This window comes from Thermococcus kodakarensis KOD1 (assembly GCF_000009965.1).
Classification (GTDB): Archaea; Methanobacteriota_B; Thermococci; order Thermococcales; family Thermococcaceae; genus Thermococcus; species Thermococcus kodakarensis.
On sequence record NC_006624.1, the window covers coordinates 1,522,916 to 1,537,319 of the forward strand.

11 protein-coding genes are annotated in these 14,404 nt (G+C 49.2%); 8 read left to right on the top strand and 3 right to left on the bottom strand.

Translation table 11 applies throughout. From position 1 onward, the window contains the following. The first annotated feature begins 114 nt into the window (after positions 1-114). Genes TK_RS08640 through TK_RS08650 form a run of 3 tightly spaced genes read left to right on the top strand, consistent with a single transcriptional unit; the run spans position 115 to position 2,972 of the window. On the top strand, positions 115-1,563 hold the full coding sequence (locus tag TK_RS08640) for a hypothetical protein (protein ID WP_011250679.1): 1,449 nt from the start codon (positions 115-117) through the stop codon (positions 1,561-1,563). A gap of 42 nt (positions 1,564-1,605) precedes the next feature. After that, complete coding sequence (locus TK_RS08645) at positions 1,606-2,265, top strand: glycosyltransferase family 39 protein (protein WP_011250680.1); 660 nt, start codon at positions 1,606-1,608, stop codon at positions 2,263-2,265. After that, on the top strand, positions 2,259-2,972 hold the full coding sequence (locus TK_RS08650; RefSeq protein WP_011250681.1) for a hypothetical protein: 714 nt from the start codon (positions 2,259-2,261) through the stop codon (positions 2,970-2,972). The genes TK_RS08645 and TK_RS08650 overlap by 7 nt, the downstream gene beginning before the upstream one ends. Here TK_RS08650 and TK_RS08655 read toward each other — a convergent pair. From TK_RS08655 to TK_RS08665, 3 genes are read right to left on the bottom strand one after another with little or no spacing between them, the layout of a single operon-like run. Further along, complete coding sequence (locus TK_RS08655; RefSeq protein ID WP_011250682.1) at positions 2,962-4,023, bottom strand: glycosyltransferase family 4 protein; 1,062 nt, start codon at positions 4,021-4,023, stop codon at positions 2,962-2,964. The two genes, TK_RS08650 and TK_RS08655, sit on opposite strands and share 11 nt — an antisense overlap. After that, a complete protein-coding gene (locus TK_RS08660; RefSeq protein WP_011250683.1) occupies positions 4,020-5,141 on the bottom strand; it encodes a glycosyltransferase family 2 protein in 1,122 nt (373 codons plus the stop codon). The genes TK_RS08655 and TK_RS08660 overlap by 4 nt, the downstream gene beginning before the upstream one ends. After that, positions 5,131-6,240, bottom strand: a complete 1,110-nt coding sequence (locus TK_RS08665) for a glycosyltransferase family 4 protein (RefSeq protein WP_011250684.1) — start codon at positions 6,238-6,240, stop codon at positions 5,131-5,133. Before TK_RS08665 ends, TK_RS08660 begins: the two co-directional genes overlap by 11 nt. 144 nt (positions 6,241-6,384) lie before the next feature. Between TK_RS08665 and TK_RS08670 the strand changes: the two genes are divergently transcribed. From TK_RS08670 to thpR, 5 genes are all read left to right on the top strand, one after another. Further along, positions 6,385-7,191 (top strand): HAD-IIA family hydrolase, encoded by an 807-nt coding sequence (locus TK_RS08670; protein WP_011250685.1) that lies wholly within the window; start codon positions 6,385-6,387, stop codon positions 7,189-7,191. Then, positions 7,192-7,629 carry a ferritin family protein gene (locus tag TK_RS08675; RefSeq protein WP_011250686.1) on the top strand — a complete coding sequence of 146 codons (438 nt, stop codon included), beginning with the start codon at positions 7,192-7,194 and terminating at the stop codon, positions 7,627-7,629. It begins immediately after the preceding gene. Between the two features lie 190 nt (positions 7,630-7,819). Then, on the top strand, positions 7,820-13,060 hold the full coding sequence (locus tag TK_RS08680) for a vitamin B12-dependent ribonucleotide reductase (protein WP_011250687.1): 5,241 nt from the start codon (positions 7,820-7,822) through the stop codon (positions 13,058-13,060). A gap of 142 nt (positions 13,061-13,202) precedes the next feature. Beyond that, positions 13,203-13,667, top strand: coding sequence for a phosphoribosyltransferase (locus tag TK_RS08685; RefSeq protein ID WP_011250688.1), 465 nt, complete (start codon positions 13,203-13,205; stop codon positions 13,665-13,667). A gap of 39 nt (positions 13,668-13,706) precedes the next feature. Continuing rightward, complete coding sequence (gene thpR / locus TK_RS08690; protein WP_011250689.1) at positions 13,707-14,261, top strand: RNA 2',3'-cyclic phosphodiesterase; 555 nt, start codon at positions 13,707-13,709, stop codon at positions 14,259-14,261. Positions 14,262-14,404: the final 143 nt, after the last annotated feature.

Here is a 14,404-nt window from a genome sequence, read left to right on the forward strand (position 1 = left end):
TATCTGTTTCTTTTCTTCCCAAAATCTCCCACATTAAGAAAATTTTAAAGCTCATGACCAAAATTGGGACATAAAGACTTATGCAAGAATCAAAGACTTTAATAGGTGAATCCTATGAAAAAGTTAGTCTCTCTAATGTTAATCACTATGTTGTTCACTTTCGCTCTGGCCCAGAAAGAATGGATGGGCCATGGCGTTAATATAACCCTGATGGAAAATGGAATAATAAAAGCAGCCTCCACACGGAGCGGGCTTAACACCCTAATCTCCCCACTATTTCCAATAAATACAACCCTGAAATATTCCTTCTCAATAAGGAGCGAGAGTACCAACGGCGTTTTAGCGGAGATTGCTTATTTTGACGAAAACAGAACTTTCATGTTCGCCAAGAACGTTACAGTCGTAGGAAACGGCTCGTTTGGATGGAAAAACGTCGAAATAGTCGCCCTACCAGCTGAAGGGGCGACGTTTTCTTCCCTGGTGATTGCGATAAACGGCACTGGGATGGTTTACATTGATAACTTCACCGTCAGCGAAGCTAAGCCAACAGAAAAACCAGAGATGGAGAGCACAACCCCAACTAAAACCGGGGCACCAAAAAAGACCGAAACCACAACATCTCAAGAAATTGGAAAAGGAACCATACCCTATGAAAACTCTCAAAAGCTTTCAATTGACGATGACGATATCAAAGTCGAAGTCTTTCTAAACAAAACCTACCACCCCGGGGATACCATAAGGGCGGACTTCTACATAACCAACAAAAAGGGAGTAATCTATGAGATAGACATAAGGCTCGATGTGTATTACCTTGGAATCAAAGTGTTCTCGTACGAGCACCCCTCCTGGCGCGAATACAGGGAGGGAAAAACTGTCCACATATTCCAGGAATCCAAACTCCCAGTGATCACTCCCCCCGGCAGATACACCCTGAAGTTCTACATAACTCCCGCGGGCAGGGAGACGAAAGAGCTGGAAGGGGAAATAACGGTAAAGCCAAACCTCGAATGGATTTTGCTAGTTGTGTTCTCAGCGTTTTCACTCCTCGGGATTATCCTCCTGATCAGAAGATACTGGAGGTTGCTGGTTAAAACATACAGGGAGTTTTCAATCGGACAGAGATTCGTGTTCTTCGCAGTGGTGGGACTGATAATAGCGGCGGTCATACTAGCGCTTGGGGCCGAGAACTACGCCAACGATGTGGCAATCGTGGTGTATTATCTCCTCTTAGTTGGAGTTCTAAACGAGTGGGTCGAGTACCTGGAGCCCAAGTGGGACAGGGAAAGTATAAGAGAAGTCTCCAGCGTCTACCTGCTCGCATTGTTGATGTACCTATCAAAGGACACGTTCACCGTTTATCCGGCGATAGCAATTTTTGCCCTAGGGACCGTTGTCGGCTTGCTGAGGTTACAATCAAAGAACGGTGAAACTCCACCTGGGGCTAAAGCAACAGTCCCCAAGGGTAAAGTGAGCATCGAAGAGATTGAGATAGTTGGGGAAACCGAGGAAGGATTCATAATCTACGAAATAAAGAGTAAAAGCAAAAAAGAAAAGAGCGGGTAGAGCATCAAGCCTTAAAAACAAAAATAATGAGGGAATCAACAGATGGAAGAGAGAACTAAACTAGTCCTAATCTGGGTTGTGATGATCTTTATCCCCTTATTCACATTGAGGCTTTTCCAGGATGAGATGTTATACTTGAACATCTCAATGAAAGTACTCCACTTCGAATTTCTGCCCAGATCTTCGCTCGTTTTCATTCTAACGTCGCCCCTGATGGCATTTGATAGTGTCGACCTCAGGGTGTTTCTACCCAGGGCCGCAACAGCCTTCGCAACGCTAACAGACACAATCCTGATCTATGAAATTGCCAAAAGATATCATGGAAAAAAAGCTGGATTCCTGAGTTCTCTAATGTTCCTTTTTTCATTTGTAGCTTTAAGATACGGGGCAAGATACACTCTGGAGCCATGGGGGACGCTCTTCATACTCTCGGCAATCTATTATTTCGAGGAAAAGCCCCTTACAGCATCTCTTTCAATGGGCTTGGCCTTTTGTGCGAGGGAAACTTGGCTCACAACGTATCCTTTCTTTTTGGTGTACGCGTGGAGAAAAAGGAGAAAAGAGTTCTTGAAAATTCTGATGATCTCGGCATTTCCCATAGTATTGAATTTCCTGTTTATAGCATCGATCAGTGTATACCAAAGTCCCATAGGCTACAATGCGCGAGACACATTAAATGGGGAGCCCGCTACATTGTGCTGAGACTAGCGCGGAGCTGGCTTGAATTTTCAGTTGCTTATGTCCTGATAGTTGTTGGGTTTATATACGGGACAAAACACGACAAAACACATAGGGACATCCTGTTAATGATACTGCCATCAGTGATAACGCTGAACGGAGTTAATGGATTCATCCTTAACGGCCCGTTCGAGCGCTACACCTTTGGACCATTGGCGTTAATGAGCATCTTCTCTGGGTATGGCATAATCGAGCTCTACAACAACTTTAAATCGAAAATTAAGCCCCTGAATATTCTAACTGTCGAGAAATGGATAGCGCTGTTTCTGATTGTACAGCTCATTCTCCTCAACGCCGCCGTCCTAAAGCTCAGCGACATAGGGGCAAAGGGAATTCAAGACTACGGCTACTGGTACGATAGGAAGGTGTTCAACATCCTAAAAGAGAGGGCAGCCCCGGAAGAGTTTTTCGTTGGAACCCCCCATCCCGCACTCATTGGTTTTAAAAATTGGACCTGGGCAGACAGGAACATAAAGAAGGCCGTAGAGCTCGATCCAGACTGGTTGATAACGTTCAAGAGCTGGGTTAATTTTAGGGAGAATCCCCAAGAAATCCGTGAGCTTGAAATCTATTCCGTGGGCCCATACCTGCTAATTCATGCTGAGGAGAAAGGTGCTATAAAGAAATACGTCGTTTCAAGTGATTTAAAGCTCTGGAAATTCAGGAAATAAAGCGTTTAATCGCTTTTCTCCCCGTTACTGCCATTTTTCTCCTCATCTTCTCATCCTCAAGCAAAAAAAGGATCTTTTCTGCTATATCCCGCTCATCCAGTCTAGCCAGGAGCCCGCTCTTTTTATCATCAACGATTACCGGAAATTCCCCAACTCTGCTGACTATGGCGGGAGTCCCCAAAGCGAGGGCCTCCACGACAACCATCCCAAAGGCCTCGCTCTTGGATGACGGCAAAACCAGGAGTTTAGCCGATTTATAACTGCTGATAAGCCTCTCCCTGCTCACCCGTCCAAGAAATTCAACGTTGCCTTCCAGGCCCAAATCCTCGGCTAATTTCGTGTAATAGCCTATTAGGTCTCCTCCGCCGATCACAACAAGCTTAACATCGGGGATTTCCCGCTTGACCAAAACCAAAGCCCTTAACAATAAATCGAGGTTTTTCCATCTATGGAACCTGCCAAGTTGGCCAACAAAGAGAACAGTATTCCCATCACCTCTGAAATCGGGTCTTTCAAGAATGAACGCCTCATCAATCTTCGGGTATTCCACTTTTGAATGAAACCCCTTCCTCCCCAAAATCCTCTGGACATATCGGGAAACTGATATGATTTTAGTATTCCGCAAAGTCATCTTTTCAACCGTTCTCTCATAAAACCCTGCCAGGACATCAGTCCAGGAACCCTTCTTCAGCTCGCCGGTGTGATAAACAATTGTTATAGGCTTTCCCATAAGCTTCGCAGCAAAAGAGGCAACATCCGCAAAAAACGGTACCGGTGTGTGGGCAATTATAACGTCAAAATTCTGTCTCTTAATCATCCGTATAAGCTCGAACGGCAGGAGAACCCTAACAGGTGTGTTCGAGATAATGAGGTTGGGTTTTTTTCGTATCACTTTAATATTGCCAATTTTTTCAGTTCTTTCATATAGTTTTGTTGCGCATACGACAACCACCTCATTTTCCTCGCTCAGCTCCTTTGCCATCTTATAGGCGTATCTCTCCAGCCCGCCGCCTTCTGGATAAAAATAGGGAGCAACGAGCAGAACCCTCATTCAAACTCCTCCTTCAACATTAGGGAGCTAACGAAAAACGAGAAGAATATCAGCTGGATGCTCATGGCTATCAAGGTCAGCACTATTATGGCTGACCTAATTTCAAACAGTTCCCCATAACCTAAAGCTCTCCACTTCAAGAATATTCTAATTCCCAATGTTAAACCGGCGATGAATAATATTCCCCCAAACATAAGGCCTTCTTCCAATATCGAATATCTCATGAAAAATTTCGTGATTTTATCTGGTTTATCGAGTCCTTCCCTAACGGCGTAGACCTTTCCAGAGATTCCAAAGTTTATCACCTGGAACCCAACTATGGTCAAAAGGCTTCCCAGAATCATAGTATGTACCCTGAGCGGGTCCGTATTGGAAGCGTAGGCCAGGAGAACTATCCCAGTAATCATCAAAAACAACCCCGGAAGAAGGAACAAGTGGGATGGCGAATAAAGTAGCATCAGCCTCAGATGCCTCCACCCATCCCTAAACGAACTCAGTTTGGATTCCCCAATCCTTGGGCGATAAGTTATGGGCACCTCCCTAATCTTTAAACCTGCTTTTGCCGCCTCTATGACCATCTCGCTTGCGAATTCCATTCCACGGCATTTCAGAGGAAGCCTCTGCAATGCCTCTTTTTTTATCGCCCTGAAGCCGCAGTGGGCATCGGAGACTCCAGCTTTAAAAAACAGATTGAGGACCTTGGTCAGAAGAGGATTTCCTATGTACCGATGAAGCCACGGCATTGCACCGGGTTCGATCATTCCCTTAAGTCTGGTCCCAATGACAAAATCTGCCTCATCCTTCAGTAGAGGTTCCAGCAACTTCGGAATCTCGCGGGGATCATAGCTCCCATCCGGATCCAGCATCACGATGTACTTTCCCCGAGCAACTTTGAACCCCTCAATGTATGCGTCTCCATAGCCTCTTCTTTTCTGACGGATTACCCTCGCACCCAATTCAGCCGCGATTTTGGGTGTTGCATCCGTACTTTTATCCACCACAATTATCTCATAGGAAACGCCCAACCTTTCCAGAGTCTCCTTTATTTGAGGGATTATTATTTTCACTGCATCTTCCTCGTTCATTGTGGGCAAAATCACGGAGACTTCAACTGTCATCTGCGACCCTCTCGTAGAAGTTTTCGATCAACCTCGTTATGTTATCCCAATCGTAGTTCCTGGCATACCTAACGCAATTTCTTTTAAGCTTTTTACCGTGATCCAGCGCCACTAGAATACTCTCCGCGAGAGAACCAGGATTTGGAAACGCCAGAAATCCATTGTATTCATGAACTATCAACTCAGCAGCGGCATTCAAGGGATGAACAACAGTAACAACAGGAATGCCGGATGCATTGGCCTCCAGCGCCGTTATCCCGAAACCCTCACGGATAGAAGGTAGCACAAAGACTCTTGAGGCCTTCATGTGGGAAATAACCGCTTCATATTCATCTAGAAATCCCTTAAAATCAACGTTTTCAACCAAATTGAGCTCCTCTGAAAGTCGCTCCAAACGCCTCCTCTCGGGACCATCCCCAATTATTAGCACCTTTATGTCTGGTATCTCAGTTTTGAGAATCTGGACAGCACGTACAAGCAGCTCTACATTTTTTTCACGTATCAAACGTCCAACAAAGAGTACATCATAGTCAACTCCCTCTAAACGGGGGACAGACCTTATTTTTTCAAAGTCGATCCCATTTGGTATAACCCTACTAGGAACACCAAACCTCAACAGCCGTTTTTGAGTAAATCTTGAAACCGCAATATTATGGGGGGTTAATCTAGTGGTCAGTCTCTCAACTCTCCTTCCAATACCCCCCAGTTTTCCCAGGTACTCATACCAATGCCCATCCCAGACTTCATGCCACGTGAGTACCAGGGGAGTTCTCTTTAGTATGCTGTGGAGTTTAGTCGAAAAACACGAGAAATACGGGAACTCCTGACAGTCAACTATGTCGTACTCTCCCCCAAATTTTAGAAGGAGCTTTTGGGCAAAGTACAGAGCCTCTCCAATGGATCTCCGATCTCCATGATAAAAACGCTTCCAGTTGCCAACTCTGTGTACCAATATGTCGTCCAGCTCCCCATCCCAATTCAGAGAAAACCAGTGAACTTCATGTTTTCTTGCCAGCCTTCTACCTATCTCATATACTCTTTTTTCAACTCCACCCTTTACAAAGGGATAAACCGCATCGTACACATAAGCGATTTTCATGACATTGATTGGTCACGTGCAGGCATTTAAAAAGCTGACTTTTCCCTTTAAAACAAGCCTCGTCCTTTAGGGCGGGGAGGAGGTCAGTAGCAACAACTGGTCATAAACAGTGAACTTTTAAACTCCCTCTTCCTCTTTTCCCTCATGACGAGAAAAATCGGCATTATCTTCGACATGGACGGCGTCATCTACAGAGGCAGCGAGCCGATAAATGGTGCAAAAGAGGTCATCGAGTTCCTGAAAGAAAGGAAAATACCCTTCCTGTTCCTCACGAACAACTCCACGAGAGACCCCGCAATGTACAGGGAAAAGCTCCTCTCGATGGGCATAGACGTGCCGGAAGATGTTATAGTCACGTCGGGCCTGGCCACGAGGCTCTACATGGAGAAGCACTTTGAGCCAGGAGAAGTTTTCGTTATCGGTGGAAAGGGGCTTCTCAGGGAGATGGAGCGCCTCGGCTGGGGAGTTGTTAGCCTTGAAGATGCTAGGAAAGGCGCCTGGAAGAGGATCAAGCACGTCGTTGTGGGCCTTGACCCCGAGTTAACCTACGAGAAGCTCAAGTACGGAACGCTCGCTATAAGGAACGGGGCAAGCTTCATAGGGACGAACCCGGACACGACATATCCAGCGGAGGAAGGGCTCTACCCCGGTGCTGGGGCAATAATAGCCGCCCTCAGGGCATCAACGGACAGAGAGCCAGTGATCATAGGCAAGCCAAACGAACCGGCCTATGAAGTCGTTAAGGACAAACTTGGAGACGTTGAAGAGCTCTGGATGGTCGGCGACAGGCTCGATACCGATATAGCGTTCGCAAAGCGCTTCGGCATGAAGGCCATAATGGTGCTCACGGGTGTAAGCACGCTCAAGGACGTTGCCGAAAGCGGGATAAAGCCGAACCTCGTTCTCCCCGATGTGGGGGAGCTGAAAAGGTATCTGGAGGCTGCCCTTTAGATGGACGCAGGAGAGCTCATAAAGAAGATCATCTGGCAGGAAAACGAGCTCTACAACCTATACAAGCTCGGTGAGACCTTTGCCCTCTTTGAGAGGCCCGACCTGAGGGACGACTTCGCCCAGCTCGCCGAGGAAGAACTTAGACATAGAAAGACCCTTGAAGGCCTCCTTTCGGAGGGTACAATCGAAGGGCTCCTCCTCGATTACATGGACGAGCTTGAACTGGAGCCGATGGTGCACGACGAAAGGGCACACCCCGATAGCCTCGAGGAGCTGATAGTGGAGGCATTGATAAGGGAGAAACATGCGTACGAACTCTACACAAAGCTCTCGCACATCCTGGAGGGAAGTCTGTCGCAGATATTCCGAATGATGGCAGGAGAAGAGCTGAAACACGCCTACAGACTGAGGCTTATATACGAAAAGATCGATGGATAATTCGTCCAGCATTGTGATGCCCCCTTTTTTAACATGGCTGCACCGTTATGCAAACATCACAGACATTTTTTGTCAACATGCCAAGCTGAAGCAGGGTAAGGTATATGTACCTTTTCCTCCATAGCCCTACCCGCTGTCCATAATACCAATAGACACGTATGTGTTTATCAATTATGACAGGGGTGTTTATATGCCTGTTGAAAAAGTGATGAAACGAGACGGTAGAATTGTGCCCTTTGATAAGGAGCGTATAAGGTGGGCTATACAGAGGGCAATGCTTGAAGTCGGCGTCAGGGATGAGAAGCTTCTCAACAGGGTTGTCAGGCGCGTTGTGAGGAGGGTAAACGAGCTCTATGACGGCCAGATTCCGAACATAGAGAACATACAGGACATAGTCGAGCTTGAGCTCATGCGCGCTGGTCTTTTTGATGTGGCAAAGGCCTACATCCTCTACCGCAAGAAGAAGGCCGAAATCCGTGAAGAAAAGAAGAAGATACTCAACAAGGACAAGCTGGATGAGATTGACAAGCGCTTTTCCCTCAACGCACTCCGTGTTCTCGCTTCCCGCTACCTGATAAAGAACGAGAAGGGAGAGATAATCGAGAGCCCGAGGGAGCTTTTCGAGAGGGTTGCAATCCTTGCAGTCATCCCAGACATCCTCTACGACGAGAGGGTCTTTGACAAAAACGGCGGACACGAACAAGACGTTAGTGCCATTGAAAGATACCGCGAAAACCTCGATGAGTACGACGGAAAGTTCTCGATAGGCAGGTTCAGGCTCAACAAGTGGCACTTTGAGCGGCTCCTCAACCTCTACCGCGAGCTGGCCGAGAAGGGCCAGATGAAGCTCCCCATAGACGAAGTCCTGAAGATGCTCGAGAACGGCGCTTTTGACAATTACGAGGACGAGATAGAGGAGTACTTCAGGCTGATGACCGGGCAGTACTTCATGCCAAACACACCAGCCCTCATCAACTCAGGAAGGCCCCTTGGAATGCTCTCGGCCTGCTTCGTCGTCCCGATTGAAGACGATATGGAGAGCATCATGAAAGCGGCCCACGACGTGGCGATGATACAGAAGGCCGGAGGGGGATGTATAGACGGAAACGCCAAAATAATCTTTGAAAACGACGGCGAAGAACACATCATGACGATGGCCGAGATGTACGAGAGGTACAAAGACCTCGGCGAGTTCTATGACCCGGAGTACAACCGCTGGGGGATAAACGTCGAAGAAGTTCCAGTATACGTGAAATCCTTTGACCCATCAACAAAGGAGATCACCAAAGGAAAGGTGAAAGTCATTTGGAAGTACGAGCTCGGCGAGGATGTTCCTAAGTACGAGATAAAAACTAACAAGGGTACAAGAGTTCTAACGTCGCCATGGCATCCGTTCTTTGTTATCACACAGGACCTCAAGATTGTTGAGAAGAGGGCCGATGAACTCAGAGAAGGGGATATGCTAGTTGGCGGAATGCCAAGTGATGATGACTATGAGTTCCTTTTGGATTACTGGCTCGCGGGATTCATAGCAGGGGACGGGAGCATAGACAAATACCGCTCTCACGTCAAAGGCCACGAGTACGTTTATGACAGGCTAAGGATATACGACTACACAACAGAAACACTCGGGATAATCAATGATCATCTTGAAAAAACCTTTGGAAAGAGGTACAGCCTTCAGAGGGACAGAAACATCCATTACATTGACATAAAAGCAAAGGGGATAACATCCCACTATATAGAGCTTCTGAGAGGTATTACAAATGGGATTCCACAACCGATACTCAAAGAAGGCAGAAATGCAGTATTATCGTTCATAACCGGCCTCTTTGACGCCGAAGGACACGTTAACAGCAAACCTGGTGTTGAACTTGGAATGGTGAACAGGAAGCTGATAGAGGACATCACATACTACCTCAATTCCCTTGGGATAAAAGCCAGGATGCGGAAGAAGCCGAGAAAGGACGGCGTTGATTACGTCATGCATGTTGAGGAGTACTCCTCACTCCTCAGGTTCTACGAACTCATAGGAAAGAACCTTCAGAACTCTGAGAAGAGAATAAAGCTTGAGGAACTTCTCAGCAAACATAATGGTGGATCATTTGGTCTTACACTCAGCTTTGAAGATTTTAAGGCATGGAGCTCAAAGTACGGCGTTGAGTTCAAGACAAACGGCAGTCAGACATTGGCTATAATAAAGAACGAAAAGGTATCTCTTGGTCAGTGGCACAGGAGAGGACGCGTTTCCAAGGCCGTTCTAGTGAAGATGCTGAGGAAACTCTACGACACTACAAAGAGCGAGGACGTCAAAAGGATGCTCCACCTCATTGAAGGCCTCGAAGTCGTTAAGGAGATCAACGTCACGAACGAGCCAAAGACCTTCTACGACCTTACGGTTGAGAGGTACCAGAATTATCTCGCTGGAGAAAACGGGATGGTCTTTGTCCACAATACCGGCCTCAACTTCTCGAAGCTCCGTCCCGAGGGAGACCTTGTCGGGACCACCACTGGAGCGGCGAGCGGTCCAGTCTCGTTCATGCACCTCATTGATGCCGTCAGCGACGTCATAAAGCAGGGGGGAGTGAGAAGAGGGGCCAACATGGGCATCCTCGAGGTCTGGCACCCAGACATAGAGAAGTTCATCCACGCAAAGGAGAAGAACACGGGAACCAACGTCCTCAGCAACTTCAACATAAGCGTTGGATTATGGGAGGACTTCTGGGAGGCCCTCAAAGAGGGCAAGCGCTACCCGCTCATCAACCCGCGCACCGGTGAAAAGGTCAAGGAGATCGACCCCAAGAGCCTGTTTGAAGAGCTGGCCTATATGGCCTGGGCCAAGGCCGACCCGGGTGTTGTCTTCTTCGACGTCATCAACAGGAGGAACGTCCTGGAGCCTGCAAAGGGTGAAAAAATCCGCGCCACCAACCCGTGTGTCGTCGGGGACACGAGGGTTCTCACGCCTGAAGGATACATCAAGGCAGAGGAACTGTTCAGCCTCGCGAAGGAGAGGGGTAAGAAGGAGGCCGTTGCAGTAGAGGGAATAGCGGAGGAGGGAGAGCCCTACGCCTACTCAGTGGAGGTTCTCCTGCCCGGTGAGGAGGAAGTCAAGTACGAGACCGTCCATGGAAAGGCCCTCGCAATAGCAGACCCCGTGGCCGTCCCGGCCTACGTCTGGAAGGTCGGAAAGAAGAAGGTCGCAAGGGTCAGAACAAAGCAGGGCTACGAGATAACGGCGACACTCGACCACAGGCTTATGACTTCCGAGGGCTGGAAAGAAGTTGGAGAGCTGAAGCCGGGAGACGAGATCCTCCTTCCACGCTTTGAAATAGAGGAGGACTTCGGAAGCGAGAGCATAGGAGAAGACCTCGCCTTCGTCCTCGGATGGTTCATAGGGGACGGCTACCTCAACGTTAACGACAAGAGGGCTTGGTTCTACTTCAACGCAGAGAAAGAGGAAGATATCGCGTGGAAAATCAGGGAGATATTAGCGAAGCACTTCGGCATTAAAGCCGAGCCCCACCGCTACGGCAACCAGATAAAGCTCGGCGTGAGGGGAGAAGCCTACAGGTGGCTTGAGAGCATCATGGGAAGCAATGAGAAGAGAGTACCAGAGATAATCTACAGGCTCAAGCCGAGGGAAATAGCGGCGTTCCTCAGGGGACTCTTCAGTGCCGACGGCTACGTTGACAACGACAATGCGGTAAGGCTTACATCGAAGGACAGGGGGCTCCTCAGGGATGTTCAGGACCTTCTCCTGCTCTTTGGAATACTCTCCAAGATATACGAGAGACCTTATTCAAGCGAGTTCAAGTACACGACCAAGGATGGAGAGGAGAGAACCTACAGGGCGGAGGGCTACTACGAGCTCGTCATAGCTAACTACAGCAGGAAGCTCTTCGCCGAGAAGATAGGCTTCGAGGGCTACAAGATGGAGAAGCTGAGCCTTCAGAAAACCAAGATCGACGAGCCTGTGGTCACCGTCGAGAGTGTTGAAGTCCTTGGCGAGGAAATCGTCTACGACTTCACAGTTCCAGAGCATCACAGCTACATAAGCAACGGCTTCATGAGCCACAACTGTGGGGAAGAGCCGCTCTACGAGTACGAATCCTGTAATCTGGCCTCCATAAATCTCGCAAAGTTCGTAAAGTACGACGACGAAGGCAAGCCGTACTTCGACTGGGACGAGTACGCCTACGTCATTCAGAAAGTCGCAAAGTATCTCGACAACGCCATCGATGTCAACAAGTTCCCGCTCCCGGAGATAGACAGGAACACCAAGCTCACGAGGAGGATCGGAGTTGGCATGATGGGCCTTGCCGATGCGCTCTTCAAGCTCGGCATTCCCTACAACAGCAAAGAGGGCTTCGACTTCATGAGGAAGGCCACCGAGTACCTGACCTTCTACGCCTACAAGAGGAGCGTTGAAGCGGCAAAAGAACGCGGTCCGTTCCCGCTCTACGAGAAGACCAGGTATAAGGACGGAGAACTGCCCGTCGAGGGCTTCTACCACAGGGAGATATGGAACCTGCCCTGGGACGAACTCGTTGAGGAGATTAAAAAGTACGGCGTGAGGAACGGAATGGTGACCACCTGCCCGCCGACCGGAAGCGTCAGCATGATAGCCGACACCTCCAGCGGAATCGAGCCTATATTCGCCCTCGTCTACAAGAAGAGCGTCACCGTTGGAGAGTTCTACTACGTTGACCCCGTGTTTGAAGCAGAGCTCAAGAAGCGCGGGCTCTGGAGTGATGAGATACTCAAGAAGATAAGCGACAACTACGGTTCAGTTCAAGGCCTTGAGGAAATTCCAGAGGACATGCAGAGGGTCTTTGTAACGGCCATGGACATCCACTGGCTCGACCACATTCTAGCTCAAGCCAACATCCAGCTCTGGCTGACTGATTCCGCCAGCAAGACGATAAACATGCCGAACGATGCCACCGTCGAGGACGTGAAAGCTGCCTACCTGCTCGCCTACAAGCTCGGCTGTAAGGGCGTAACCGTCTACCGCGACGGCTCGCTGTCGGTTCAGGTCTACAGCGTCGAGGGTGAAAAGAAGAAGAGGGTTCCCGCGAAGCCGAGCGACTACGCCGTCGAGAAGCTGAAGACGATAGTAGAGGCCGAGCCGTGGCTATCGCGCTTCATCAACGTCGAGGCCATCCTTAACGGGACGAACGGAAAGGAGAAGAGCGCCCAGGCTGGAGGGCTGACATTCTCGGTTTCCCACGTCTCCGCCGTAAAACCCGCCCACGAGCACTCGCACCACGCCAAGAGGCCGGATATCCCAGAGGAGAAGATAAGGGAGCTCCTCGGAGTTGCCTACTGCCCGGTCTGCTACGAGAAGGACGGCGAGCTCGTTGAGCTCAGGATGGAGAGCGGCTGCGCAACCTGCCCGCGCTGCGGCTGGAGCAAGTGCGTCATAAGCTGAACTCTCTCCTTTTCTCCAATTTCGGCATTTTTACAAATTCCTGTCAAAGTATCATTTTTAAGGGGGAAGTTTTAACTTCTGCCACTCATTGGGAAAGTTTAAGTTTGAGAAGACGAACCGGACTTATTAAGGGGTGATGCTCATGGACAAGGTTTACCTCACCTGGTGGCAGGTTGACAGGGCCATATTCGCCCTGGCGGACGAGCTGAGGAAGAACTTCATGCCGGATGTGATCGTTGGAGTCGCGAGGGGCGGGCTTATCCCGGCTGTGAGGCTCAGCCACATCCTCGGCGACCTTGAAGTGAAGGTCATAGACGTCAAGTTCTACAAGGACATAGATGAGAGAATGGAGAAGCCGGTCATAAACATCCCGCTCCACGGCTCGCTTGAAAGAAAGAAGGTCGTTATTGTGGACGACGTAAGCGACACCGGAAAGACCCTCGAAGTTGTCATCGAGGAGGTAAAGAAAGCTGGAGCCGAGGAGGTTAAGGTCGCCTGCCTCAGCATGAAGCCCTGGACGAAGGTCGTCCCGGACTTCTACGTCTTCAGGACGGACAAGTGGATCGTCTTCCCGTGGGAGGAGTTCCCGGTCGTTGTGAGGGAGTGAGGTTTTTATTCTTCCGCTCCCACTCTTCTCGGTGATATCATGAGGGCGTTCATAGCGATAGACGTCAGCGACGAAGTTAGGGACAACCTTCTCAGGGCCCAGGAAAGGATAGGGAACAAGGCAGCCAAGATAAAGTTCGTCGAGAGGGAGAACTTTCACGTCACGCTCAAGTTCCTGGGCGAGATAGACGAGACGACCGCCGAGGAAGTTAAGAGGGCACTGGCGGAGATAGCAAAGAAACACAAGAAACACCGCGTCAGGGTGAAGGGGATAGGCGTCTTCCCGAACCCGAACTACGTGAGGGTCATCTGGGCGGGAATAGAGAACGACGAGGGGATAAAGGCGATAGCGGAGGATGTGGAGAAGGCCATGAGGAAGCTCGGCTTCAAGAAGGAGAAGGACTTCGTCGCCCACATCACTATTGGCAGGGTGAAGTTCGTCAGGGACAAGCTTGAGCTTGCCATGGCGCTGAAAGACCTCGCCAACGAGGACTTTGGGGAGTTCGAGGTCGAGGCGATAGAGCTGAAGAAGAGCACGCTAACGCCAAAGGGCCCGATATACGAGACGGTTGCCAGGTTTGAGCTGGCCGATTGAAGCTGTAAGGGGCCTGTGGACATTTCTGGAGAACTTCGGTATCCTTATTGACTGATACAAATCTTTTTCTTTCGATTGCATGCCTATGCCCCCCATTATTCAGATTTTTTCTTTTGAGATATCATAAAAGTAGACCACATCCA

Coding starts and splice junctions, on each gene's coding strand:
- TK_RS08660 (WP_011250683.1), bottom strand. CDS start 5,141: ATGACAGTTGAAGTCTCCGTGATTTTGCCCACAATGAACGAGGAAGAT.
- TK_RS08645 (WP_011250680.1), top strand. CDS start 1,606: ATGGAAGAGAGAACTAAACTAGTCCTAATCTGGGTTGTGATGATCTTT.
- TK_RS08685 (WP_011250688.1), top strand. CDS start 13,203: ATGGACAAGGTTTACCTCACCTGGTGGCAGGTTGACAGGGCCATATTC.
- TK_RS08680 (WP_011250687.1), top strand. CDS start 7,820: ATGCCTGTTGAAAAAGTGATGAAACGAGACGGTAGAATTGTGCCCTTT.
- TK_RS08640 (WP_011250679.1), top strand. CDS start 115: ATGAAAAAGTTAGTCTCTCTAATGTTAATCACTATGTTGTTCACTTTC.
- TK_RS08655 (WP_011250682.1), bottom strand. CDS start 4,023: ATGAGGGTTCTGCTCGTTGCTCCCTATTTTTATCCAGAAGGCGGCGGG.
- TK_RS08670 (WP_011250685.1), top strand. CDS start 6,385: ATGACGAGAAAAATCGGCATTATCTTCGACATGGACGGCGTCATCTAC.
- thpR (WP_011250689.1), top strand. CDS start 13,707: ATGAGGGCGTTCATAGCGATAGACGTCAGCGACGAAGTTAGGGACAAC.
- TK_RS08675 (WP_011250686.1), top strand. CDS start 7,192: ATGGACGCAGGAGAGCTCATAAAGAAGATCATCTGGCAGGAAAACGAG.
- TK_RS08665 (WP_011250684.1), bottom strand. CDS start 6,240: ATGAAAATCGCTTATGTGTACGATGCGGTTTATCCCTTTGTAAAGGGT.